Source organism: Rikenella sp., assembly GCF_056799795.1.
Window position 1 is genome coordinate 22,149 of the sequence record NZ_JBQIQO010000021.1, and the last position, 21,974, is coordinate 44,122.

19 protein-coding genes and 1 tRNA gene are annotated in these 21,974 nt (G+C 58.9%); 11 read left to right on the plus strand and 9 right to left on the minus strand.

Going from position 1 to position 21,974, the window contains the following annotated elements; genetic code table 11:
• Positions 1-152 precede the first annotated feature (152 nt).
• A complete protein-coding gene (locus ACTO3O_RS06360) occupies positions 153-1,070 on the plus strand; it encodes a DUF8429 coiled-coil domain-containing protein (protein ID WP_294594714.1) in 918 nt (305 codons plus the stop codon).
• Between the two features lie 1,454 nt (positions 1,071-2,524).
• Here ACTO3O_RS06360 and ACTO3O_RS06365 read toward each other — a convergent pair.
• The 4 genes from ACTO3O_RS06365 to ACTO3O_RS06380 form a co-directional block, all read right to left on the minus strand.
• The gene (locus ACTO3O_RS06365; protein WP_297624640.1) at positions 2,525-2,671 is read right to left on the minus strand and encodes a hypothetical protein; all 147 of its coding nucleotides are present in this window, start codon (positions 2,669-2,671) and stop codon (positions 2,525-2,527) included.
• A 75-nt stretch (positions 2,672-2,746) separates the two neighbouring features.
• Positions 2,747-3,769 carry a tRNA dihydrouridine synthase DusB gene (gene dusB / locus ACTO3O_RS06370; RefSeq protein WP_297832271.1) on the minus strand — a complete coding sequence of 341 codons (1,023 nt, stop codon included), beginning with the start codon at positions 3,767-3,769 and terminating at the stop codon, positions 2,747-2,749.
• Between the two features lie 138 nt (positions 3,770-3,907).
• Positions 3,908-4,774, minus strand: a complete 867-nt coding sequence (locus ACTO3O_RS06375) for a Cbp1 family collagen-binding glycoprotein adhesin (RefSeq protein ID WP_297624646.1) — start codon at positions 4,772-4,774, stop codon at positions 3,908-3,910.
• A 1,467-nt stretch (positions 4,775-6,241) separates the two neighbouring features.
• On the minus strand, positions 6,242-6,439 hold the full coding sequence (locus ACTO3O_RS06380) for a hypothetical protein (protein WP_298081013.1): 198 nt from the start codon (positions 6,437-6,439) through the stop codon (positions 6,242-6,244).
• Between the two features lie 608 nt (positions 6,440-7,047).
• Between ACTO3O_RS06380 and ACTO3O_RS06385 the strand changes: the two genes are divergently transcribed.
• The gene (locus ACTO3O_RS06385; protein ID WP_297830463.1) at positions 7,048-7,671 is read left to right on the plus strand and encodes an ATP-binding cassette domain-containing protein; all 624 of its coding nucleotides are present in this window, start codon (positions 7,048-7,050) and stop codon (positions 7,669-7,671) included.
• A 65-nt stretch (positions 7,672-7,736) separates the two neighbouring features.
• Here the strand turns inward: ACTO3O_RS06385 and ACTO3O_RS06390 are convergent.
• A tRNA-Asn gene (locus ACTO3O_RS06390) sits at positions 7,737-7,810 on the minus strand.
• A gap of 791 nt (positions 7,811-8,601) precedes the next feature.
• Here ACTO3O_RS06390 and ACTO3O_RS06395 point away from each other — a divergent pair.
• The 3 genes from ACTO3O_RS06395 to ACTO3O_RS06405 all read left to right on the plus strand — a co-directional run bounded on the left by ACTO3O_RS06395 (position 8,602) and on the right by ACTO3O_RS06405 (position 10,772).
• Positions 8,602-9,633 carry a quinone-dependent dihydroorotate dehydrogenase gene (locus ACTO3O_RS06395; protein WP_297830464.1) on the plus strand — a complete coding sequence of 344 codons (1,032 nt, stop codon included), beginning with the start codon at positions 8,602-8,604 and terminating at the stop codon, positions 9,631-9,633.
• 22 nt (positions 9,634-9,655) lie between these two features.
• Complete coding sequence (locus ACTO3O_RS06400) at positions 9,656-9,853, plus strand: hypothetical protein (RefSeq protein WP_297830465.1); 198 nt, start codon at positions 9,656-9,658, stop codon at positions 9,851-9,853.
• A 646-nt stretch (positions 9,854-10,499) separates the two neighbouring features.
• A complete protein-coding gene (locus tag ACTO3O_RS06405; protein WP_297830467.1) occupies positions 10,500-10,772 on the plus strand; it encodes a hypothetical protein in 273 nt (90 codons plus the stop codon).
• Positions 10,773-10,795: 23 nt separating this feature from the next.
• On the opposite strand, the gene rho is transcribed toward ACTO3O_RS06405, so the two are convergent.
• From rho to ACTO3O_RS06420, 3 genes are all read right to left on the minus strand, one after another.
• Positions 10,796-12,532 carry a transcription termination factor Rho gene (gene rho / locus ACTO3O_RS06410; protein ID WP_297830469.1) on the minus strand — a complete coding sequence of 579 codons (1,737 nt, stop codon included), beginning with the start codon at positions 12,530-12,532 and terminating at the stop codon, positions 10,796-10,798.
• Between the two features lie 346 nt (positions 12,533-12,878).
• The gene (locus ACTO3O_RS06415; protein WP_297830471.1) at positions 12,879-13,094 is read right to left on the minus strand and encodes a hypothetical protein; all 216 of its coding nucleotides are present in this window, start codon (positions 13,092-13,094) and stop codon (positions 12,879-12,881) included.
• Positions 13,095-13,146: 52 nt separating this feature from the next.
• On the minus strand, positions 13,147-13,305 hold the full coding sequence (locus ACTO3O_RS06420) for a hypothetical protein (protein WP_297830473.1): 159 nt from the start codon (positions 13,303-13,305) through the stop codon (positions 13,147-13,149).
• Positions 13,306-13,467: 162 nt separating this feature from the next.
• Between ACTO3O_RS06420 and ACTO3O_RS06425 the strand changes: the two genes are divergently transcribed.
• The 6 genes from ACTO3O_RS06425 (at position 13,468) to lepB (ending at position 20,608) form a co-directional block, all read left to right on the plus strand.
• Positions 13,468-13,758, plus strand: a complete 291-nt coding sequence (locus ACTO3O_RS06425) for a hypothetical protein (protein WP_297627538.1) — start codon at positions 13,468-13,470, stop codon at positions 13,756-13,758.
• Positions 13,759-13,797: 39 nt separating this feature from the next.
• Complete coding sequence (locus tag ACTO3O_RS06430; protein WP_297830475.1) at positions 13,798-15,306, plus strand: Gfo/Idh/MocA family protein; 1,509 nt, start codon at positions 13,798-13,800, stop codon at positions 15,304-15,306.
• A gap of 294 nt (positions 15,307-15,600) precedes the next feature.
• On the plus strand, positions 15,601-15,855 hold the full coding sequence (locus ACTO3O_RS06435; RefSeq protein WP_297830477.1) for a hypothetical protein: 255 nt from the start codon (positions 15,601-15,603) through the stop codon (positions 15,853-15,855).
• Between the two features lie 100 nt (positions 15,856-15,955).
• On the plus strand, positions 15,956-17,107 hold the full coding sequence (locus tag ACTO3O_RS06440; RefSeq protein WP_297830480.1) for a DUF4934 domain-containing protein: 1,152 nt from the start codon (positions 15,956-15,958) through the stop codon (positions 17,105-17,107).
• 678 nt (positions 17,108-17,785) lie between these two features.
• Positions 17,786-19,660: an O-antigen ligase family protein gene (locus tag ACTO3O_RS06445; RefSeq protein WP_297830482.1), complete on the plus strand. Its 1,875-nt coding sequence runs from the start codon at positions 17,786-17,788 to the stop codon at positions 19,658-19,660.
• Between the two features lie 33 nt (positions 19,661-19,693).
• The gene (gene lepB, locus ACTO3O_RS06450) at positions 19,694-20,608 is read left to right on the plus strand and encodes a signal peptidase I (protein ID WP_297830484.1); all 915 of its coding nucleotides are present in this window, start codon (positions 19,694-19,696) and stop codon (positions 20,606-20,608) included.
• A gap of 1,176 nt (positions 20,609-21,784) precedes the next feature.
• Here lepB and ACTO3O_RS06455 read toward each other — a convergent pair.
• Positions 21,785-21,974 (minus strand): hypothetical protein (locus ACTO3O_RS06455; RefSeq protein ID WP_482596595.1); only part of this gene is annotated, 190 nt, incomplete at its 5' end.

A 21,974-nucleotide genomic window follows, 5' to 3' on the forward strand; every position in this document is an offset into this window, starting at 1 on the left:
ATAAATCGTGTTCCGCGCGGTTTCGTTCCGAACGGAAGCCGTATCGGTGGCACGCCGTTTGTTAGTGTGATCAGTCGGGACTTCATATATATAAAGTGGAGTCGCCGGCGCGCGAAACGAAAAACGACAGCTTTCTAATACACAGAGAGATTATGGAGTATAACGACAACGACTACGACTACAACGACTATCCGCAGCACGACGGCAACGGATCGGTCAAAGGGCTGAAGATCGCGATCATCATTCTGCTGATCGTTCTGGCCGTGATCTCGTTCTTCTTCTGGAAACAAGTGCAGGAGCTCAAGCGGGATCAGATCGGAATCACCGAAGAACGCGATACCCTGACCAATCGGCTGACCGTTCTGCTCGGCCAGATGGGCGACCTCAAAGTCGACAACGATACGATGAACATCGCGCTCATGCAGCAGCGGCACATCGCCGACTCGCTCCTCGATCGGCTCAAGAAAGAACGCGGCTGGAACTACGCCAAAATCAAGAAGTACGAGCGCGAACTCGGGACACTTCGGGCGACCATGCAGGGCTTCGTGCGTCAGATCGACTCCCTGAACCGGCTCAATCAGCAGCTCGTGGGCGAAAACATGCGCTTCAAACGCGAGATGTCCTCCTACCGGCTGCGGGCCGAAGCCGCCGAAGAGATGACCCAGGAACTGAACAATAAAGTGAAACGGGCATCGCAACTTCGGGCACGGGATGTCGCCTTGCTGGCATACAGCAAACGGAACAAACTCGTCAGCCGGGCTAAGCAGACCGAAAAACTCGTCACCGAGTTTATCCTGACGGCGAACGAAGTGGCCATTCCTGGGGAACGGACCGTATACGTTCGCGTGATTACGCCGGAAGCGGATATTCTGGGATCGCCTGACGGCGGTCGGTTTACCTTCGCCGGCGAATCGATCCCGTACACCGCTAAACGTGTGGTGGACTATCAGGGCGACGATCTGCCTGTGAGCATCTACTATGACATCACGGGTCTGTATGCGGGGCAATACACCGTGATGGTCTATGTGGACGGCCAGATGGTCGGTCAGAGCGACGTGATCTTGAAATAGAATTGAACAGGGCTATCGCCTTGTTCTCAGATAAGCGAGCCGCATCGGGAGTTACCCGATGCGGCTTTTGTTTTTGGCTTCCCATTCGATGCGGTTTTGGCGCGCGAACAAAGAACGTGGGCCGAGGCTGCCGTAGCGAAACGTAAGTTTCGCCCGTCCACGGGACGTGGGGCCCGCGCGGCCCGAGCGCAGTCCCCTCCCGTAGAACAGACGCGCGCCGATGCCTTAGTAGGGAAATCGTCAAAATGCGCTTGCGTGTTTTGACAAGATTTCCCGGCGCGCGAACAGAGAACGGGGGTAGAGGCTGCCAGTGGAAATGCGCGAGCATTTCCCGTCCACGGGACGTGGGGCCCGCGCGGCCCGAGCGCAGTCCCCTCCTGTCGAACAGATGCGCGCCCCGCCTAAAGGAGCGATTCAACTATTTCGGCGGTGAGCCGAATATAGATGAATCGCGCAGGCGCGCGAACGCAGAACGACGTGCGAAAAAACTGGATTCTGCACGAGAAACCCGTCGCCCGCCCGCTTAAAGGGCATATTCTGCCGGTTGGCGGTGAGCCAATCCGGCAGAATTGCCGCGGGCGACGTTTAGGAGTCGACACGCCCATCTTTTGAGTGCCGAGCGGCATCGGCGGAGCGCAAGCGGAGCCGCAGTGAGGCGGACACGGGGCGGAGAATTGGGCTGTGCTTTGGGCCGAGAGCGAGTAGCGCGATTCCGCAGGGAATCGCCGTCCTCGGCGAGAGCGACGCATCAGCGGCGCGGGGGGGCGCGCCGAGGACGAATGTCGCCGAATGAGAGGTGGCGGTGTTCTTGCGGCTCGTAGAGCCGCCGGGCCTGCGCGCTGGGCCTTTGGCCCACCCCTGGAGCGCGCAGACCGAAACCGAAAAACGGGGTGCGAATGCTTGCGATTTGAAGAATCGTGCAGGCCGGACGCCGCAGCAGGTCGAACTAGACAGATTGGGCGGTGAATGGGGGATAGCTTTTTTGGGCCGGGCGCCCGGGAGGAACGGCAACTCTCGACGCGTGAGCGGCGTGTTGCGGGCCTCCCGAGGGGGAGGCGTCCGGCCCGCGCGGTTCTACGAACCGCAGAGATTCAACCCAAATTAGGGTAGAGGCTACCCGATTGTTTAGGGTAGACCCGGCCCCTTGCGCACCGCGGGCATTCGGCCCGTTTATTCCGAGAGGCAGCGCAACTGAAAACCGGTAGCTCGATAGGTCGAATTGTGGGGAAGTAATTCTTGGATGGTGAAGTGCAAATGTATGGCGTGGATGAGATGGCCCTCTGCGTTCCAGTGATATGCGCCGTTGCCGATGTTCCACAATGAACCTCCTCCGTGGCTGCGGAAGCCCGGGGCGGGCCGTGCGGTTCAGCACCTCCAAAATCAGAATTAAGGAAACAAAATATAAGCCCGGATTCTAAGTCCCCAATCGGTTCCGTCGAAAGCTCTTGCCCCGTTTATTCCGAGAGGCAACGCAACTGAAAACCGTAGACCCGATAGTATGCACTCGTCGGATTTAGATTCAGCACGCTGAAATCCAAGAACAGGCTATTGGCCCCCCTGCTTGCAGCCGCCCAGCTGTAACCATTCCCGCCGACCCCCATCAGCTCTCCCGACGTGCGATAGCGAGTGCCCGGGGCGGGCCATCCGACCTTCGGAAACGGGCCCCGAGAGCCCCGTTACGGCCTCTCGTAGATGAACGGCGGCACCATGCCCCTCGCATCCCATTCACCCCACCGTTCCTCGATGTAGTCGAGCAAGTGGGCCACCCCCTCCGCCTCAGGCTCCGTTACCAGCCGGGCCCGCGTTTCGCGGAAGTCCGGCAACCCCTTGAAATAGCTGCTCAGGTGTCGGCGCATCTCCAAGACTCCCGTCCGCTCCCCCTTGAGCTCCACCGACCGCGCCAGGTGATCCCGAGCCAGCGCCACCCGCTCCCTTACCGTCGGCTGCGGAAGCTCCTCCCCCGTCTCCAGAAAGTGCCGCACCTCGCGGAAAATCCACGGCCGCCCGAAAGTCGCCCGCCCGATCATCAGCCCGTCCACCCCGTAGCGCGCCAGCATCTGCGCCGCCTTCGGCCCCGAATCGATGTCCCCGTTGCCGATGATCGGAATCCGGATCGACGGATGGTTCTTCACCGCCCCGATCAGCGTCCAATCCGCCTCGCCCCGGTAGAGCTGCGCCCGCGTCCGCCCGTGGATCGTCAGCGCCTGAATCCCCACGTCCTGCAACCGCAGGGCGATCTCCTCGATGTTTTTCGACTCCTCGTCCCACCCCAGCCGCGTCTTGACCGTCACCGGCAACCTCACCGCCTGTACGATCCGCCTCGTCATCTCCACCATCTTGGGGACGTCGCGCATCATGCCCGACCCGGCTCCCCGCCCCGCAATCTTTTTGACCGGGCATCCGAAATTGATGTCGATCACCTCCGGCCCCGCCGCCTCGGCCATCCTCGCCGCCTCGACCATCGGTTCGATCTCGTTGCCGTAGATCTGGATCCCGATCGGACGCTCCTCGTCCGCCAGCCGGAGCTTCGCGAGCGACTTGCGCGCATCGCGGATCAGCCCGTCGGCCGAGACGAACTCCGTGTACATCATGTCCGCCCCGAACCGCTTGCAGACGTAGCGGAACGACGGGTCGGTGACATCCTCCATGGGGGCCAGAAAGAGCGGCACGGGGCCCAGCTCCAGGTTTCCGATTTTCATAGTCGGGGGGGTAAAAGTCGGTTACAAAAATAACGTCTCCCCGGTCGCCGGCAAAACGGCCCGGGCAAAATAAAAAAGGCCGGGGCTCCTCTTGTGTGGAAGAGAAGCCCCGGTCGATTCGTTGAGTGGCCGTGTCGTCTATCTGTGCGAGATGACCAACATTCTGGAGTTCTGCCAGAAAGCGTCCTTGTCGGTAATCACCAACTCTTCGATCTGGTTGTTGTCGCCCTTGATGAGGATGTAGCTCGTTTCGGGGTGAATCGTGACGATCCGCACCCGGTTTTTGCCGATCGGAATCCGTTCGATCACCCGGTCGTCGGCTGCCGTGAAGTCGTCCAGCTTGGCCTGATCGTTCATCACGCGGGTGCGTCCGATAAAGCCCTTCTTGTCGATGATCTGGTCGTCGAGCAGCTCTTTTTCCTTCCCGACGATGTAGTAGACCGTGTGCAGCTGGGCATCCTGTTCGGCTACGGCTCCCTGCAATTCGGTTTTGTCCTGTTCGAGGTTGGTGACCGTATGTCCCAGCGCAGCGATTTCGACTTTCATAGCCTTTACCTGGTCGGTCAGCGACGCGAGTTGGGTGTTCTTTTGGTCGAGCTGTTCCTGCAACTGGGTGATGAGCCGTTCGAGTCCTCCGATCTGCACGCGGGCCTCTTTGAGTTTGTCGGCCGACACCTGCAACCGGGCGATCGCCGCGCGGTTTTTGTCGAGCAGTTCGCTGATGGCTGTGATGTTTTCCGCCACTCGCTCTTTCATCGGTTTCGAGAGCTCGGTTCCTGAGGCGGCCGCCGCGGTCACCAGCCGTTCGTGTTCAGCGATTCGGTCTATGCTGGCCGCGATTTCGCCGATGCTGTTGAAGGCGTCGTTGATGATCGAGTCTTTGGCGGCGATCACCTGCGAGAGCGAGTCGTTCGCCACGACCAGCGGATCGGGTTTCGCGTTTTGTTTCGGGCCGCAAGCAGCGACGAGGGTCGCCACAGCGCCCAGAATCAGTAATCGTTTCATCTTTTTTCGTGGGTTAATGGATATATCGGGTTTGTGAAGTTACAAAAATAGTGCCATTCGGTGGAAGAATAGCTTTCCGAGGGTTAAAATTCTTTCGATCCGTCGGTTTTCGGATAGGTGGCGATCCCCGTTGGGTGTTTTGTTGGCGTCCCCTCCGTGTCCTAAGTGAGGCCCGCGCGCGGAGAATAGGGCGGAGGCTGCCAGTGGAAATGCGTAGCATTTCCCGTCCCGCCGGGGTCACCCGGACGCCGCCCGCGCAGGGCAGTTTCAGGCGGGTCAAAGCTCGACCGCGCGCGACTGCTGGAAAAGGAAATCATTCAAACGCGTGATTCGCGTTTGAATAAGATTTCCGCCAGCGCGCGGACAGAGAACGGGGGTAGGGGCGGCCAGTAAAACACCCGAAGGGTGCGCCCGCCCGGCGTAAGGGCAGTACCCTCCTTTAGGACAAACGCGCGCCGCCGCCTAAAGAGGGAAATCGTCAAAATGCGCTTGCGCGTTTTGACAGGATTTCCCCCGGCGCGCACTAAGAACTGGGCCGAACTGATTAAGCGATACGCAGTATCGCTCCGTCCCGCCGGGGTCACCCGGACGCCGCCCGCGCAGGGCAGTTCCGTCCGGCTCGAAGCTCGACCGCGCGCCCCGCCTTGGGAGGGAAATCGTCAAAATGCGCTGGCGCGTTTTGACAAGATTTCCCCAGGCGCGCGGACAAAGAACGGGGGTAGAGGCTGCCAGTGGAAATGCGTGAGCATTTCCCGTCCACGGGACGTGTGGCCCGCTTGGCCGACGCGTTCGCGTCATGGCGCGCGGCCGTTACTACTTTCCAGTTGCTCGCGCGCCCCGCCAAAAGAAGCGATTCAGCTATTTCGGCGCAAGCCGAATAATAGATGAATCGCGCAGGCGCGCGAAACAAAGAATAAGGTAGAGGCGGCCAGTAAATCACCCGAAGGGTGCGCCCGCCGGGCGTAAGGGCAGTCCTCTCTTGTAGCCAAAGACGCGCGCCCCGCCTAAAGGAGCGATTCGGCTATTTCGGCGGTGAGCCGAAATAGAATGAATCGCGCAAGGCGCGCGAAAAAACTCGACCCCGTCAAAAAGTCGTCGCCCGCCCGCGTAAGATGGCATATTCTGCCGGTTGGCGGAGAGCCAATCCGGCAAGAATTGCCGCGGGCGACGGGAATAGGGATAGACCCGCCCATCTTTCGCGTGCCGAGCGGCACCGGCGGAGCGACAGCGGAGCCGCAGTGAGGCTGACACGGGGCAGGGAACTGGGGCGAGCTTTGGGCTATGCTCTTGCGACTCGCAGAGTCGCGCGGGCCGAAGCCTCCCCTCGGGAGGCCCGCAACACGCCGCTTGCGCGCCGAGAGTTGCCGTTCCTCCCGGGCGTCCGACCCATCAAGTCAAACCAAAGTAGGGTAGAGGCTGGCGGTTACTCAGGGCCGAGGCTGCCAGTAGAACGCCCTGTGCGCCCGTTTATTCCGAGAGGCAACGCAACTGAATACCGTGAGCACGGTGGCCCGAGCCGCCGGTACCGAAGTAATGCTTGTAGGAATATACATATAGACTGTAGGCCCCGTTAGCCGACGCAGACCAGCTGGCTATGTGATTTCCGACGAGGCCCAGCGCCCCGAATAGATCGTTGTTTCCCGCATCGCGGTAGCCCGGGGCCATGTCCCCCCAAAAAAACAAACCCCCTAAAAAACTCCCCCCTAATAAAGACCCCCAAAAAACCTTCGAAATCCCGGCGATCTTTTCGCCCCGTTCGACAGAAAACCCCCATCCGATCCATTCTTGCACGAAACTTGATATGTGACACTCCGGCCCGGCGCCCCACCTATTATTATATAATGATGTTAGAAAATATCCCCATGACAACCCCAGAACTCATACCGACCCTTTTGTTAGGCACGACTATCGCCTTTTTGCTTCTTCGTCCCTTCGTCATGCGCCCCAGCCCCTCCTCGTCCCCCAAACGGCGCGAAAAGCCCCGGCGAACCCCAACGGAACCGCCGCGGCATCATCTATACAGCCCCTCAGGCCACCTCTCCTCCCACGTGGTTCATCCCCGCCTGCCATAGCCCGACTCGTCGGGAGGAGAGGAAACCGGTTGATCCGTTCAGATTAATTGCTTACATTTGTCCCCGAAATCAAACTCTACTCCGATGAGCATAAACGTTCGATAGGCCGGTTCCGAGGAACCGATGCCGCCTTCAGACCCGCATTCAGGTTTCACCGGGCCTCCGCATCGCGGAGGCACACCATTCGATCGTTTATTCCATATGAGTCTTATCGCGAACGGTATTTCGTACCGTCACCACCCCCATTCTCCATTTTTGTTCGAGAACCTGACCCTCTCCGTGCCCGAAGGCGCGAAAGTCTCCCTGGTCGGCCCCAACGGAGCCGGGAAAACGACCCTGCTGCACCTGCTGGCCGGTCGGTTGTCCCCCGCGACCGGCAGCCTCGTCCGCTCGTCGACCCCCTATCTCGTTCCCCAGCAGACCGCCCCCGACCGGCGGAACGTCGCCGAACTGCTCGGCATAGCCCATAAATTGCGGGCCCTGCGCGCCATTTGTTCCGGCTCCGTCGAACCGGACGATTTCGAAACGCTCGGCGACGACTGGGAGATCGAAGCGCAGAGTCGCGCCGCCCTGGACGCATGGGGCCTGAGCCACGTCGCCCTCGACACCCCCTCCGACGCCCTGAGCGGCGGCGAGCGCACCAAGACCCTGCTGGCCGGGTGGACTCTCCACGACCCCGCCATCGTGCTGCTCGACGAACCCACCAACCACCTCGATATCGACAGCCTCGCGATTCTGACCGACACGCTTCGTGACTATCGCGGGTCGTTGGTCGTCATTTCGCACGACGACCGTACGGAGACCGTCGAGTTGTCGATCGGATAAGGTCGGCCGGTAAAAAAGAAAAACGAGGGACAACGAATCGCGTTGTCCCTCGTTTTGTAAGGAAGCTCCTCGACAAGGACTTGAACCTTGGACCCCCTGATTAACAGTCAGGTGCTCTAACCAACTGAGCTATCGAGGAATTTTTTTCGTCGCCCGACCCCCGCAGGCGAACCCGTCGAGCGTTGTTTGACGATGCAAAAGTAATCAAATTTCCGATACCTCCAAACAGAGAGATAAAAAATCCTAAAAAAAATCTGCATCCGCCGCCGCAGCGCCCGTCCGCCGCCTCCGGAATCCGGCCGCGTGTGTCGGAAACGGGCCCTCCCGGCGGCTCTCGGCGGCGGGCGCGAGCGGTATTCCGCCGGAATTGCCTATCTTCGTCCGGCAAAGGTAAAGACAAAGGCAAAACGCCTCGACCGCGCTCCTTCTCATTCAGGGTGTCCGTTCCGGAGTGCCGCCGCTTCGTCGGAGAGGCGGCGGCAGAGCGAACATAAATTCAGCGGCCCACTGACCCGGTTCCGTGCCCTTCCGAAAGCGGACGGGCGGCCCGGTTAGTTAAGCCCCTCTCGCCCAACGAGAGCGCTCCGCCCCCGGTCTTTCGCCCTCCGCGGCGTCAGCTCGGGCGGAATCCCTCAGCGGCCGCTGGCCTCGCGCGCCTTCTCCCGGGCAACCGCAACGCAAACTCGGGCGAACCGGTGAACGTCGGCAACAACGGGTTCAGCTGGTCTTCCGCCACGAGCGGCATCAACGGCCTGGACTTGAATTTCAATTCGCAGAACCTCAACACCAGCAACTCGGACAACCGCGCCCACGGTTTTCAGTTGCGTTGCCTCTTCGAGCATTTATCCCGGCACCCTGATTTTTTCTTCTCCCGTAATGTGTATCTTTGCGCGATTTTAGTTATTCCGAATATTCCGAACGAACCACACCATGTATCGCTTCTTTCGACCGCTCCTCTTCCGCCTCCAGCCGGAGACCATCCACCACCTGATCGTCCGTCTGCTGCGTCTGTTGCACTATGTGCCCGGCGCGCGGGCGCTGCTTCGGGCGATTTACAGCTATCGTTCGCCGGCGTTGGAACGCGAGGTGCTGGGACTGAAGTTTCCCAACCCAATCGGGCTGGCCGCCGGGTTCGACAAGGATGCCGAGGTGTACGACATGCTGGGTGCGCTGGGCTTCGGTTTCGTCGAGATCGGAACGGTCACCCCGAAGGGGCAGGGGGGCAATCCCAAACCGCGCTGTTTCCGCCTGCCCGAAGACCGGGCCATTATCAACCGCATGGGGTTCAATAACCGGGGGGTGCAACACGCCGTCCGGAATCTCCGCCACCGGCGTCCGGGGCTGATCGTGGGCGGAAATATCGGCAAAAACAGCCTCACGCCGAATGAGGAGGCTCCGGCAGACTATCTCCGGGCGTTTCGCGCGTTGTACGATTACGTGGACTATTTCGTGGTGAATGTCAGCTGCCCGAACGTGTTGAACCTGACGGCGTTGCAGAGCACCGACTCGACGGTGGCGATCCTCGAACCGCTCAAGGAGTTTCGGCAGGGGCAGTCCGACTATCGGCCGATTCTGCTCAAAATATCGCCCGACCTGACGCGCGAACAGGTCGACCGGATGATCGAGGTGGTCGAGACGTGCAAGATCGACGGCATCGTGGCGACCAATACGACGACTTCGCGCGAGGGGTTGGCGACGGACGAGGCTCGTGTCGCCGGGATCGGCAAGGGGGGGCTGAGCGGCGCGCCGCTGACGGTCCGGTCGCGGGAGATGGTGCGTTACATCCGCGAAAAGACGGGTGGCCGGCTTCCGATTATCGGTGTGGGCGGGGTGATGAGTGTCGAGGATGCGGAGGCGATGTTGGAGGCGGGTGCTTCGCTGGTGCAGCTCTATTCGGGTTTTATTTACGAAGGGCCGGGTTTCGTGAAGCGGATTTGCAAACGGCTGGCCAGCAGCCGCTGATTCGTCACCGGTCGGCTTTCGAGTGCCGAGCGGCACCGCCCCGGGCGTCCGCAATTATGGGACTGGCGGGCTGGATGCTGTCGGACGTGAGGGTTCGATGTGGTCTGCCTCGACCAAGGGTACGGATGGTTTGGGCTTGCGTTCCGTGACGAACGATTATCAACCCAGTTGGACACATATCCGTGTCTATGGTTTTCAGTTGCGTTGCCTCTCGGAATAAACGGGCCGCGTGCCCGCGGTGGGCAAGGGGCTGGACTACCCTAAAAATAAGGGCAGCCTCCATCTCTACAGGCCTGCCCCAAGCTATCTGCATTCTCTATCCGAAGCCCACCGGAGCTATCCTAAATTAGGCGTCACCCTTTTTTCATTTATTGCGGTTCGAAGAACCGCGCGGGCCGGACGCCTCCCCCTCGGGAGGCCCGCAAACTCACTACGTTCGTTGCGCTCCGCCCGGGCGTCCGACCCGTTTGGCAATGCCCTATTCTTTCAGGTTCGGGCTGCGGCGTCCGGCCCGGGCATTGAAGATGTCCCGCCGCAGGCCCGACGGTTCTACGAACCGCAAAAGCACGGCCCAAAGCACAACCAAGAACTCGCCCCAAATCTGTCGAGTTCGGCCTCGTCGCTCTCAGCTCAAGCGGGCCGAAGCCACCCAAGGCGTAGGCCTGCAACTTCGCGAGGCTCGTTTCCGGCTTGCTGGCTCCGGCCGGCTTTGGATTGAGGCTGTCTTACGCGCGCCTGGGAAAATCTTGTCAAAACACTCAAGCGAGTTTTGACGATTTCCCTCTTTAGGCGGCGGCGCGCGGTCTGGTCATTGCCCCGCCTGGAACTGTTCTTTCTGTTCACAGAAAGAACCAAAGAAACTTTCGATGGATGCTGACGCATCCTCAAGCTGCCTAAAACTGCGCGCGGGCCCCACGTCCCGTGGACGGGCAAAACTTCGTTTTGCTGCGGCAGCCTCGGCCCAATCCTTTGTCCGCGCGCTGGCGGAAATCTTATTCAAAGCGCAAGACGCTTTGAATGATTTCCTTATCCAGCAGTCGCGCGCGGAAAAGCTTTGCCCCGCCTCGAACTGTTCTTTTTCTGAAGAAAAAGAACCAAAAAGACTTTCGACGGATGCTTGCGCATCCTCAAGCCGCTGACAGCCCACCCCTTTGTCCGTGCCCTACTTGTTCATCGTCGCCAGGAACTCCTCGTTCGAGACCGTCCCCTCCATCTGCTTTTTGACCAGCTCCATCGCCTCCACCGAGTTCATATCCGTCAGGTGGCGACGCAGGATCCAGATCTTCTGGAGCGTGTCCCGGTCGAGCAGCAGGTCGTCCCGCCGCGTAGACGAAGCCGTAATGTCCACCGCCGGATAGATTCGCTTGTTCGAGAGCTTCCGGTCGAGTTGCAGCTCCATGTTCCCCGTCCCCTTGAACTCCTCGAAAATCACCTCGTCCATCTTGGAACCCGTGTCGATCAGCGCCGTCGCGATAATCGTCAGCGAACCGCGCTCTTCTGTATTCCGGGCCGCCCCGAAGAACCGTTTCGGTTTGTGGAGCGCATTGGCATCCACCCCTCCCGAGAGCACCTTGCCCGACGCCGGTTGCACCGTATTGTAAGCCCGTGCCAGCCGCGTGATCGAGTCGAGGAAGATCACCACATCGTGTCCGCACTCGACCATCCGTTTCGCCTTTTCGAGCACCATCTCCGCCACCTTGACATGCCGCGACGCCTGTTCGTCGAACGTCGACGCGATCACCTCCGCCTTGACGCTCCGGGCCATATCCGTCACCTCCTCAGGCCGTTCGTCGATCAGCAGCATGATCATGTACGCCTCCGGATGGTTGTCCGCAATGGCGTTCGCAATCGCCTTGAGCAGCATGGTTTTACCCGTTTTCGGCTGTGCCACGATCAGTGCCCGCTGCCCCTTCCCGATCGGCGCGAAGAGGTCGACGATTCGGGTGGACAGATTGTTGTGCCCCTTGTCCGTGATGTCGAATTTGGTCTCCGGAAAGAGCGGCGTGAGGTATTCGAACTGAATCCGGTCGCGCACCATCTCCGGTGCCAAGCCGTTGACCTCGATCACCTTGACCAGCGGGAAGTATTTTTCGCCCTCTCTCGGCGGTTTGATGATCCCCTTGACCGTATCCCCCTGTTTCAGGCCGTAGCTTTTGATCTGTGCGGGCGAGACGTAGACGTCGTCCGGCGAGTTGAGGTAGTTGTAGTCGGCCGACCGCAGGAATCCGTATCCGTCCGGCATCACCTCCAGCGCCCCTTCGCAGTCGATGATACCCAGAAAATCGTTCTGGTGGTCGATCTTGCGCGGCTGTTCGTTGCCCGCCGACTGAACTCCCTGCCCGTCGCCCGCCGTGTTCGGGGTGTTTCCGTACCGCCCCCGGTTGTTCTCCCGGTTGTTGTAATTATTGTTGTTATAGTTGTTTCCGTACCGCGGCGCATAGCCTCCCCCCTGCGGCAACTGTCCCTGTCCGCTGTGTTCCTGTGCGGTTTTTTCCGGACTGGCGTTGTAGCTGCTTCTGATGTTTCCTCCGCGTGCCCCGGCTTCCGGTCTGGCCGTCCGGTAGGTCTCCTGCTGCCCACCGCTTTGTGCCCCCCAATGCGCCTGATTGGCAGTCGTTTCCGTCGCCTCTCCCTCCTGTGCCGTCATCCGCCTGCGCCGTCTCCGCTCCTGCCCCTCGTCGGTCGCAGCGGGGGCGATTTTTTGGTTTTCGGCAGCCGCGCGAGGCGTTTCTTTCACTTCCTCCGGAGTCTCCTCCGTCTTGTCGTAAGCTTCGCCCAACAGCCGGGCGATCAGCTCCTGTTTTTTGACATATTTTTTGCCGGTGACCACACCTGCGGCCTCGGCCATCGAACGCAACTGCCCGAGCGGCAGCCGTTTCAGCGTTTCTTTATCTGACATACGTGATATAAATTGCGGTTGTTCGTCACCTTAGTCGTTCCGCGACACGGTTCGCCGCATGGGCGGTATCGTTCCGTGCTCTCCGCTGTTCGGTCGGCAGAGGGTGCGCGGTCGGGTCTCGCGGTACGCCCCGAGAGGCGTGGAATATTAAGGTGTGTGAAAGAGGAATGTTTTCGATGTGAAAGTCTCGCTTCTGCGAACCGCGCTTCGACAGGGTGAGTGCTTCGGCGAGCGAGTCGGGTTGAAAACAGCACCCAAAGATAGATAAATTTTCTTACGGTGCAATGTGTGTGGTGAATTGTCGGGCCGCCTTTACTCTAAATTGCCCCGTAAACACACGACCTGTTTATTCCGAGAGGCAACGCAACTGAAAACCGTAAGCGCGACTGTATGCGTCGTTGGGGCCGAGATCTTGCGTGCTGAAACCCAAATATTTCACAGTGACATCACCAGTCATGGGGGTAGACGACCAGCAGTAACCGCAGTTGCCGGTATATCTGATCGTGCCTTCGAAAGGAGTTCGTCCATAGTCGCGGAAGCCCGGGGCGGTGCCGCTCGGCACTCGAAAGTTGGCTGCCCCTACCCTAATCGCCCCTGCGCGTACTTTGCCCCGTTTATTCCGAGAGGCAGCGCAACTGAAGACCGTGGGCGCGATAGTCCGAGCTGCTGGGGTCGAGTGCCGTCGCGCCGCAGTTCAAGTCCAGGCCGTAGAGGCCGTTCGTGGCGGCAGACCAACTGAACCCGTAGTAGCCGACGCTGATCAGCGCGCCCAATCGCCCAGTATTGCCCGCCTCGCGGTAGCCCGGGGCGGGGGCCGCTCCGCACCCGAAGAGAGCCCGGAGCCCCCCCGATTAAACACCCCCGCCTTGGATATTGCCGCCGAAATCGTTACTTTTGGAGGAAAATTCACAAAAACAAACCCTTAGATTTTTACTATGGCAAGCATTCGCACCCTGAAAAAAGACCTCGCCTATCTGGTCAACGCCGTGATTTCCGACGCCTCCGTGGCCCTCTACTTCCAGCCCGCCTCGCAGCGCGACGCCATCTTCGGCCTCGTCGAAAAAGCCGCCGAGCTGAACAACACCCTCCTCGACCGCATCAACCGGCCCGCCGAGAAACACAACCCTTCCCTCGTGAAGAAACACTACGCCCAGATCCGGCGCGAGATGACCGAAGGCGTCGAAAAACTCTTCGAAGAACTCAGCCAGATTTGCAAAACCAAATAAAACCACATCCACTTCACCCGAATCACCAGACCTGAATCCATGAAAATCAGACTCATTCAACTCTTTTCGGTCGCCCTGGCCGTCACCCTCGTTTTTCAGAGCTGCGGCACCTCTTCCCGGAATAGCACCCTCTCCGGCGTCGGCCAGCGGAATGCCGACGGCGTGATCGAACTCCCCGTTCCTGAACGTGCAGAGGGGCAGAGCGACGTGCTCGGGCTCGCGCTCGACCCCATCGACACCGTCCGCGTGGCATTCGTCGGACTCGGCATGCGCGGCGGCGACGCCGTGCGGCGGTTCACCCACATCCCCGGCGTGAAGATCGTCGCCCTGTGCGACGTGTATGAAGACCGCGTCAAAGCCTCCAACGCCATGTTGCAGCAGAACGGCTTTCCGGCCGCACAGGAATACTTCGGCGACACCGCAGCGTGGCGGAAGATGGTCGCGCAACCCGACGTCGACCTCGTCTACATCTGCACCGGGTGGGACACCCACACCCCGATCGCCGTACAGGCCATGAAAGACGGGAAACACGTCGCCATCGAAGTGCCCGCCGCCACCAGCGTCGACGAATGCTGGGAGCTCGTCAATACCGCCGAGCAGACCCGCAAACACTGCCTGATGCTCGAAAACTGCGTCTACGACAACTTCGAGATGACCACCCTCAACATGGCCCAGCAGGGGCTCTTCGGCAACATCGTGCATACCGAAGGGGCTTATTTGCATGACCTCCGCTCCATGAACTTCGCCGAAGCGGGCGAACCGGGGCACTACGCCGACATGTGGCGGCTGAAACAGAACACCCGGCGCACCGGCGACGTCTATCCGACCCACGGCCTCGGGCCGATCGCCCAGATACTCGGCATTCACCGCGGCGATAAGATGAACACCCTCGTCTCGATGAACACCGACCAGTTCGGGATGACCGAATACGCCCGCAAGAAATTCGGCGACACCTCGGCCTATGCCAAGACCCCTTATCGGATGGGCGACCACACCACCACCCTGATCCGCACCGAGAACGGCAAGACCATGATGATCCAGCACGACGTCACCAGTCCCCGACCTTACAGTCGGATCCACCAGGTGAGCGGCACGAAAGGCTTTGCCCAGAAGTATCCCGTAGCCGGGATTTCGCTCGAAGCAGACAACGAAGCGGTGCAGGGGCTGGATTATCAGAACCTGAGCGGCCACAGCTACGTTCCGCGCGAGACCTTCGACCGCCTGATGGCCGACTATCGGCACCCCGTGATCCGTCAGGTCGGTGCCCTGGCACAGGAAGTGGGCGGCCACGGCGGAATGGACTTCGTGATGGACTACCGGCTGATCTACTGCCTGCGGAACGGTTTGCCGCTGGACATGGACGTTTACGACGCCGCCGAGATGTCGTGCCTGACCGGCCTGTCGGAGCTCTCGATCGAGAACGGGAGCGCGCCGGTAGCCGTTCCGGACTTCACGCGCGGCGCGTGGAACCGGACGAAAGGTCAGCACTACGCCTTTACCCCAGCCGACGCAGCGGCGCTGGGCATCGGCGATGCGGCAGGCGAGTAGTGCTTTGATTGTTAGGGATATATATCTTTTTCTCCGTTGGAATACAGAGGCATTTCATACAGGGCAGGGCGGCAGTGTTCGCCCTGCCTTTTTTAGCGGCGAACCTTGTTTTTTCGGTGGCGATCCGTCGTTTGGAACGTCTAAATCGGTGTCTATTTATTATCGAATAATTTTAAAAATAAAATAATTCGTCGAAATTTAGAAATATTCAATTGCAATGTTTATATTTGAAGTGCGGTTCGATTTCAAATCGAGCAGTAAAACTATTTTTTCACTTTTTAAATTCCTGTTGTCATGAAGAAATTAACCAAAATCTTGTTGGCTGCCGGTGGCGCAGCCCTGATTTGCGGCGGGTCGATAATGACCTACCTCAAAGCGCAAACTCCGCAGTTGGAGGTGTCCGATTTGACCCTTCAAAATTTGGAAGCAATGGCAAAAAAACCTACAATTTTAGATGACAATCAAGTAGGGGTTTTCCCAGATTGTCATAACAATCCTTTTGGAAGAGGATGTACAGGTAGAACAGGGATGTGTGAAATTCGTAACTAAACAGTCTTTAAGTTTACGCATGTTTTCACAAATTACGGAATAATGTTATCGGGGTTTGCTTAAAAAGCAAACCCTTCTGTTCCGTTAAATATTTCATGTAATGAAGAAATTTATATTTGCAGGAATACTTATAAGTGCAATGGCTTGTACTTCCTCTCCGGAATCTTTGACTGCTCTTCCGACTGTTGTCGTTAATCCTGCGCTTGCGCTGGATTATGATTTGGATGACGTGGAACTTGACTATAAAATAGTGTCACTCGACGATAGTGTGATATTGGGCGAAATTGTCGAGGCGAGTATTTTTTCTGAGTATGTTTTTTTGCATGATAAATATCAGAATAAAATACATATTTATGACACCTCCGGGAGGTATCTGAATACTTTGGATCGGTACGGAAAAGGGCCTCAGGAATATTTAGAGGCATCTCTTTATGCTTATGATACTGCTCGTCATTTATTGCTTGTTAATTCTTGTCAGAGTTCGCTCAATGCTTATCGCGTTCCTTCGTTAGAGTTTGTTTACAAAAAGGATGATCCGAATAGCTATGTCGTGTTTAAACCGATTGATGCCGATCATTATTTTACCCAGTCCAATTATGATGAGGTAGGGTTGAGCGGGAAATCGACCATCCTAAATCAAGCTACCGGCAACCATCGGGATATTACCAACCAGTGGATCAATACTTCCGGACTAATGGCATATAGTACTGCTTCCCCCTCTTCAGTGTCGGTTGCCGGGGATGGAGATTTGTTGTATTGTCATCCCTCTCATCTGAATACACTTTATAGAATAGATTCTGCACGGTGTACTCCCGTATTGAACGTAGATTTTGGAAGTTGGAATATGCCTGAGGAATCGTGGACTGAAACGGAACGTATGTTGACGTTCGTAGATGATTTCTTTGCCTCCGATCATGCTTTGAAACCGCAATATTTTATTATGAACGATTCTCTCCTGTCGTTTTGGTATTGGCATTCGGGGGACAAAGAAAAATTGCCGCCTGCTTCGCATGCTTATGTGAAAAATTCACGAACAGGAAAAGAACTTTTGATTGATCGGTTGCGGATTAAAGATGCCGAAGGGATCCTGATTCCGATAGGAATTTATCAGGATTATTATGTGGCATTAGTGGATCCTGCTGAAATGTTTTCTCCCGATCTTGAGAGCGATTCTCCCATTACTCGTGAAATCGTTGCCAAGACGCAAGGTCATCGTAAAATATTGTTGCTTTTGTTTCGGTTTAAAGCGTAGGTTGACGTTATGCTCCGGAGAATTGTCGTCGTGTTGTTTCTCAGTCTATTGCTGGGGGTAATAGTCGATTGTGTATTGACAGGGTTGCGATGGCGGGATACGCGACGACTTATGCAAATGAATCAGGAAAAACGCACATTGCATCTGATTATCAATGAACTGTGTTCTTTCCAGTATCGCAATTGGCAGACCTTAGCGTGTCAATTGCCAGAGGAGCGTCGCGTGTGGAATCGTTCAGATCGAACGCCATCTGTTTTGTCTGACTTGTTGGCCGGACGCAAATTGTTGGTATATGTAGACTACAGAATGTGTAAACCCTGCGTCCAGCATAATTTGAAGTTGGTGGATTCGTTGTTTTACTCAGACTATGGAACCCGAATGCAGGTCGTTGTTTATACTCCTGGCGGTCAGGTGGATTGCGGTTTGGATTTGTCCGATATACAAGGGAGTATATGGACGATGGACAAACCGCTTCTTTTAAACGAAGTGTCATTCGAGACTCCTTGTTTGTTTTTGACAGAAGATTCACACATTGTCCAGGTTTGTCATAGTGCGAAAAATACAGATATGCCCCTTTATCTCTTCGAACCGATCGTTGATTCGTTTTTTTCGAAAAAGAGGTCGATTCATTCTGATTGTAAAAAATCCGATCCCGATCGGAATTGATTCATAACCTGTATGTTCCGCAATCTGTCGTCCCGCCTCTTGAGCCTGTCGAGCCTCCTGTTGCTCGGCGCACTGCTCGGCACCCTCTTCGTGCCCGGCACGCTGCCTCCCGCAGGGATGGAGAGCTCCCAATTCTTCTATTTTCTCCCCCTCGTCGGCCTGCTGACCCTCCTAGCCGTCCTCGGAACCCCCGTCGCCACACCCCGTTCGGCGACCGGATTCCGTCTGGGCGACAGCCTTGTCGTCGCACTGGGACTCTACGCCGCCCTGCGCGGCGCCAGCGGCGGAGCGTTGCCACGGATCGGTGTGTGGAACTACCTGTTGCTCACCGTTTTTTATCTCGACCTGCGCCTCTGCTTCTCCCTCGGCACCCAGCGAGACCGCAGGCGACTCCTCAGCGGACTCATCCTGTTGTTCCTGCTCGTCGGACTCGCCCAGGAGATCATCGCCCTCCGCCAGCTCTACGGCTACGGCCTCTCGAACCACGCCCGCTTCCGGGTGACCGGCACCTTCCATAATCCCGCCCCGCTGGGCGGTTTTCTCGCCCTCGTCTCCGGAATCGCCCTCGACCGGATCGCGCGGCTCGGGCGACCCTTGGCCCGGTACCTCGGATGGCGGGGGTGGAGCCCCAAGCTCCTGCTTTTGCCCGGCTTCTGGATCTTCGGACTCTCGGGCCTCTTTCTGCTCGGCGTCCTGCTCCTGCTGCCCGCCACCCAGAGCCGCATCGCCTGGCTCGGCGCCCTGACCGCCCTCCTGATCGTCGGCTGGGAACCGCTCGTCCGGCCCCTCCGGCGGTGGCTTCGGGAGCGGAAATGGGTTGTGTGGGTGCTCGTTCCGCTCGCCGGACTGGTGCTCGTCGGCGGGACAACCGCCGCTTACCGCATGAAAGCCCGTTCCGCCGACGGACGGCTGCTGATGTGGAAGACCACCCTCCGGATGGTTGCCGACCGACCGTGGGACGGCGTCGGCCCCGGGCGTTTCGCCGGCGTTTACGGCGACTATCAGGCCGCCTGGCTGAGCTCCCCGCACGCCTCCGACGGCGAACGACAGGTCGCCGGGAGCAGCGGAGCCGCCTTTAACGACTACCTCCAACTCGCCGCAGAACTGGGGCTGCCCGGCTTGCTGCTTATGGTCGCCGCCCTGTTTTTCGCCTTCCGCGGCTTTCGGCGAAGGTGGCGTAGCGGAGGATGCGGTTTTGCCGCCGCGCTGGCCGCCCTTTCCGTCTTCGCCGCGGCTTCGTATCCCTTGCAGCTCCTTTCGTTTCGCATCCTCTGGACGATGCTCGTTGCCGTCGGCATCGGCGGGCTCTACGACGCCCGGCCTGTTGCCGGGGTGCGTGCGGGCGACCGGATCGGGAGTGGGGTAGTGCTCGGATTTTGTTTGGTCGTCAGCGCGTTATCCTTTTGGACGGCGTGGCCGTTGAGGCGGACTTATGCGGCGTGGGGTCGCCTCGAACCGCTCTATCGGATGGAGCGGTTCGAGACCGTTGCCGCTGACTATGAACGTCTTGCTCCCGCTCTGGGAGCCGAACCCTCGTTTCTTTTCGAGTGGGCCAACGTGCGGAACAAGGTCGGCGACCCGACCGGCAGCATCGCGATTCTGGAGCGCGCCGCGGGGCTCAGTTCCGACCCGATGCTCTATAACCTGCTGGGTAACGACTATCGGGCGCTCGGCGACTATCCGTCTGCCGAGCGGGCCTATCTTCGGGCCTGGGCCGTGGTACCGGGACGGCTCTATCCGCTCTACCTGCTGACCGACCTCTACCGCGAGAGCGGCCAGGAGGACCGGATGCGGGCCATGGGCCGCCGCGTGCTGGAGTTCGACGAGCGGGTCTCCTCGCCCGCCGTGCGCGAGATGCGCGCCCGGGTGCGGAAGTGGCTCGAATAACCCTATCTTTGCAGGCGTAAAACACACGGAAAGATGAGCATACGGCACAAACGAAAGTGGTGGCAGACCCTGCTTCGGGGTGTGGGGATCTTCCTGTTGGTGGTTCTTCCGGGGTGCGTGATGGTGCTGTCTCGTTTTTTCTGCTGGGAGATGTTCACCGTGCCGACCGAGTCGATGTATCCGACCCTGCTGGCCGGCGACCGGATCATCGTCAACAAGGCCCTTTTCGGCGCCCGCCTCCACCGCAGTTTCAAGAGCATGGGGGCCGAGAAACCCGACATCCGGCGGTGGACTTACCGGGGGCTTCGTCCGTTGCAGCGCGGCGATATCATCGTCTTCAACTATCCCTATGCGCGGGGGTGGGGTCGTATCGCATTCGATTTCAATACGTTGTTCGTCAAGCGGTGCGTAGCGCTGCCGGGCGATTCGGTCTATGCCGAGCGGGGCGTGATCCGGGTGCGCGGGGTGGAGGGGACGGTGGGCCTGCCGCGCAGCCAGCGGGAGCTGGCCCGGTTCGATCTGTCGCTCTACCCGCCCGAGACGCGGTTTACGGTGGCTCCCGATTCGGCCTACGGGCGTTGGACGATTCGGGATTTCGGGCCGATCTACGTGCCGCGCCGTGGGGATCGGATTCCGCTGGACAGTTCGAACCTCGCCCTGTATGCGGCGGCCGTGGAGTACGAGACGGGCCACCGTCCGCATCTCGACTCGCTGCGTCGGACGGTGCTGGGCGACAGCGTCGTGACGCACTACACGTTCGAGGACAACTTCTACTTTGCGTGCGGCGACAATACGACGGCGTCGATGGACTCCCGATATTGGGGTTTCGTGCCGGAAGTTTTCGTGCTGGGGGTGGTGACACGCGTGGCTTATTCTTATGATCGCCAGCGCGAGCGGGTTCGGTGGCGTCGCCTCTGGCGCGACGTTTCGTACCGTCCGGCGGAGTAGGGCTTGGTAGAGGCCGCAGCAATTTTATATATGCGGGTAGACCCAGCCAGAGCATCCCGTAGGGATGCGCTCTAAAAGTTCTTTGGGTACCTTTCTTTCAAGAAAGGTACAGTACCCTCCAACTAAATCCGCGCGCCCCGTCTAAAGAAGCGATTCAACTATTTCGGCGTGAGCCGAATATAGATGAATCGCGCAGGCGCGCGAACAGAGAATCGGGTAGAGGCTGCCAGTGGAAATGCGCGAGCATTTCCCGTCCACGGGACGTGGGGCCTGCCCGGCCCGAGGGCAGTCTCCTCCTGTAGCCAAAGCCGCGCGCCACGCCTTAGGAGGGAAATCGTCAAAATGCACTTGTGCGTTTTGACAAGATTTCCCCAGGCGCGCGAACAAAGAACGGCGCGCGAACTCCGTCGCCCGCCCGCCTAAATGGGGATTTCGCTCGTTTTGCGTTAGCAAAAATGAGATGAAATCCCAGCGGGCGACGGGAATGCGGCGGAGCGCAAGCGGAGCCGCAGTGAGGGTGACACGGGGCAGAGAATTGGGCAGTGCTTTGGGCTGAACTTGTTGGCTGTGCTTTAGTCCGAGGACGAGTTCAACGTATTTGGGCTGTGAATGAGGTGTTGCTCTTGCGACCTTTAGGTCGCCGGCCTTGTCGCCCAGGCGCGGAGCGCCTCGGGGGGAGTGGGCGACAGGCCGAACCCAAGAGAAAAAAGCGTTGCTCTTGCGGCTCTTTGAGCCGCGCAGTTCGCCGCCACCCCACGCGGCGGGCTGCAACTCGTCGGAGCTCGTTGCTGCTCTCCGCTGGCGGCGAACTTAGGTTAAGAGCGAATAGCGCGATTCCGTTCGGAATCGCCGTCCTCGGCGCGCAGCGAACGCCGAAGGCGGGCGCCGGGGGGGCGCGCCCGAGGACGAATGGGCTGTGCTTTTGCGGTTCGTAGAACCGCCGGGTCTGCGCGCTGGGCCTTCGGCCCACCCCCGGAGCGCGCAGTCCAAAACCAACAGAATGGGGCGTCAAACAAGGCACTGCTTCTGCGACCCTTTTGGGTCGCGCGGGCCGGAGCCATCCCCGGCGTAGGGCCGCAACTCGTGAGCCTCGTTCGGCCCCCGCTGGCTCCGTCCGCCAAAGTCGACCCAGTTAGAGTAACTCCAACCCCTTGCCCCCGCGAGCGGCACCCCCGTTTATTCCGAGAGGCAACGCAACTGAAAACCGTGCGCCCGATGGCTCGCCCCGTGAGCATCGAAGTATTGCGTGTGGAAACTCAGATCCACACCGTGCATCCCGTTCGTTTCGGAAGACCAACTGAACCCATGCTTGCCGAGACTCATTAGCTCGCCCGTAGTTCTTTCGCGGTAGCCCGGGGCGGTGCCG

Bases quoted from the DNA above. Each gene is read 5' to 3' on its own strand.
- ACTO3O_RS06360 (WP_294594714.1), top strand. From the start codon at position 153: ATGGAGTATAACGACAACGACTACGACTACAACGACTATCCGCAGCAC.
- ACTO3O_RS06365 (WP_297624640.1), bottom strand. From the start codon at position 2,671: ATGGGGGTCGGCGGGAATGGTTACAGCTGGGCGGCTGCAAGCAGGGGG.
- dusB (WP_297832271.1), bottom strand. From the start codon at position 3,769: ATGAAAATCGGAAACCTGGAGCTGGGCCCCGTGCCGCTCTTTCTGGCC.
- ACTO3O_RS06375 (WP_297624646.1), bottom strand. From the start codon at position 4,774: ATGAAACGATTACTGATTCTGGGCGCTGTGGCGACCCTCGTCGCTGCT.
- ACTO3O_RS06380 (WP_298081013.1), bottom strand. From the start codon at position 6,439: ATGGCCCCGGGCTACCGCGATGCGGGAAACAACGATCTATTCGGGGCG.
- ACTO3O_RS06385 (WP_297830463.1), top strand. From the start codon at position 7,048: ATGAGTCTTATCGCGAACGGTATTTCGTACCGTCACCACCCCCATTCT.
- ACTO3O_RS06395 (WP_297830464.1), top strand. From the start codon at position 8,602: ATGTATCGCTTCTTTCGACCGCTCCTCTTCCGCCTCCAGCCGGAGACC.
- ACTO3O_RS06405 (WP_297830467.1), top strand. From the start codon at position 10,500: ATGGATGCTGACGCATCCTCAAGCTGCCTAAAACTGCGCGCGGGCCCC.
- rho (WP_297830469.1), bottom strand. From the start codon at position 12,532: ATGTCAGATAAAGAAACGCTGAAACGGCTGCCGCTCGGGCAGTTGCGT.
- ACTO3O_RS06425 (WP_297627538.1), top strand. From the start codon at position 13,468: ATGGCAAGCATTCGCACCCTGAAAAAAGACCTCGCCTATCTGGTCAAC.
- ACTO3O_RS06430 (WP_297830475.1), top strand. From the start codon at position 13,798: ATGAAAATCAGACTCATTCAACTCTTTTCGGTCGCCCTGGCCGTCACC.
- ACTO3O_RS06435 (WP_297830477.1), top strand. From the start codon at position 15,601: ATGAAGAAATTAACCAAAATCTTGTTGGCTGCCGGTGGCGCAGCCCTG.
- ACTO3O_RS06440 (WP_297830480.1), top strand. From the start codon at position 15,956: ATGAAGAAATTTATATTTGCAGGAATACTTATAAGTGCAATGGCTTGT.
- ACTO3O_RS06445 (WP_297830482.1), top strand. From the start codon at position 17,786: ATGTTCCGCAATCTGTCGTCCCGCCTCTTGAGCCTGTCGAGCCTCCTG.
- lepB (WP_297830484.1), top strand. From the start codon at position 19,694: ATGAGCATACGGCACAAACGAAAGTGGTGGCAGACCCTGCTTCGGGGT.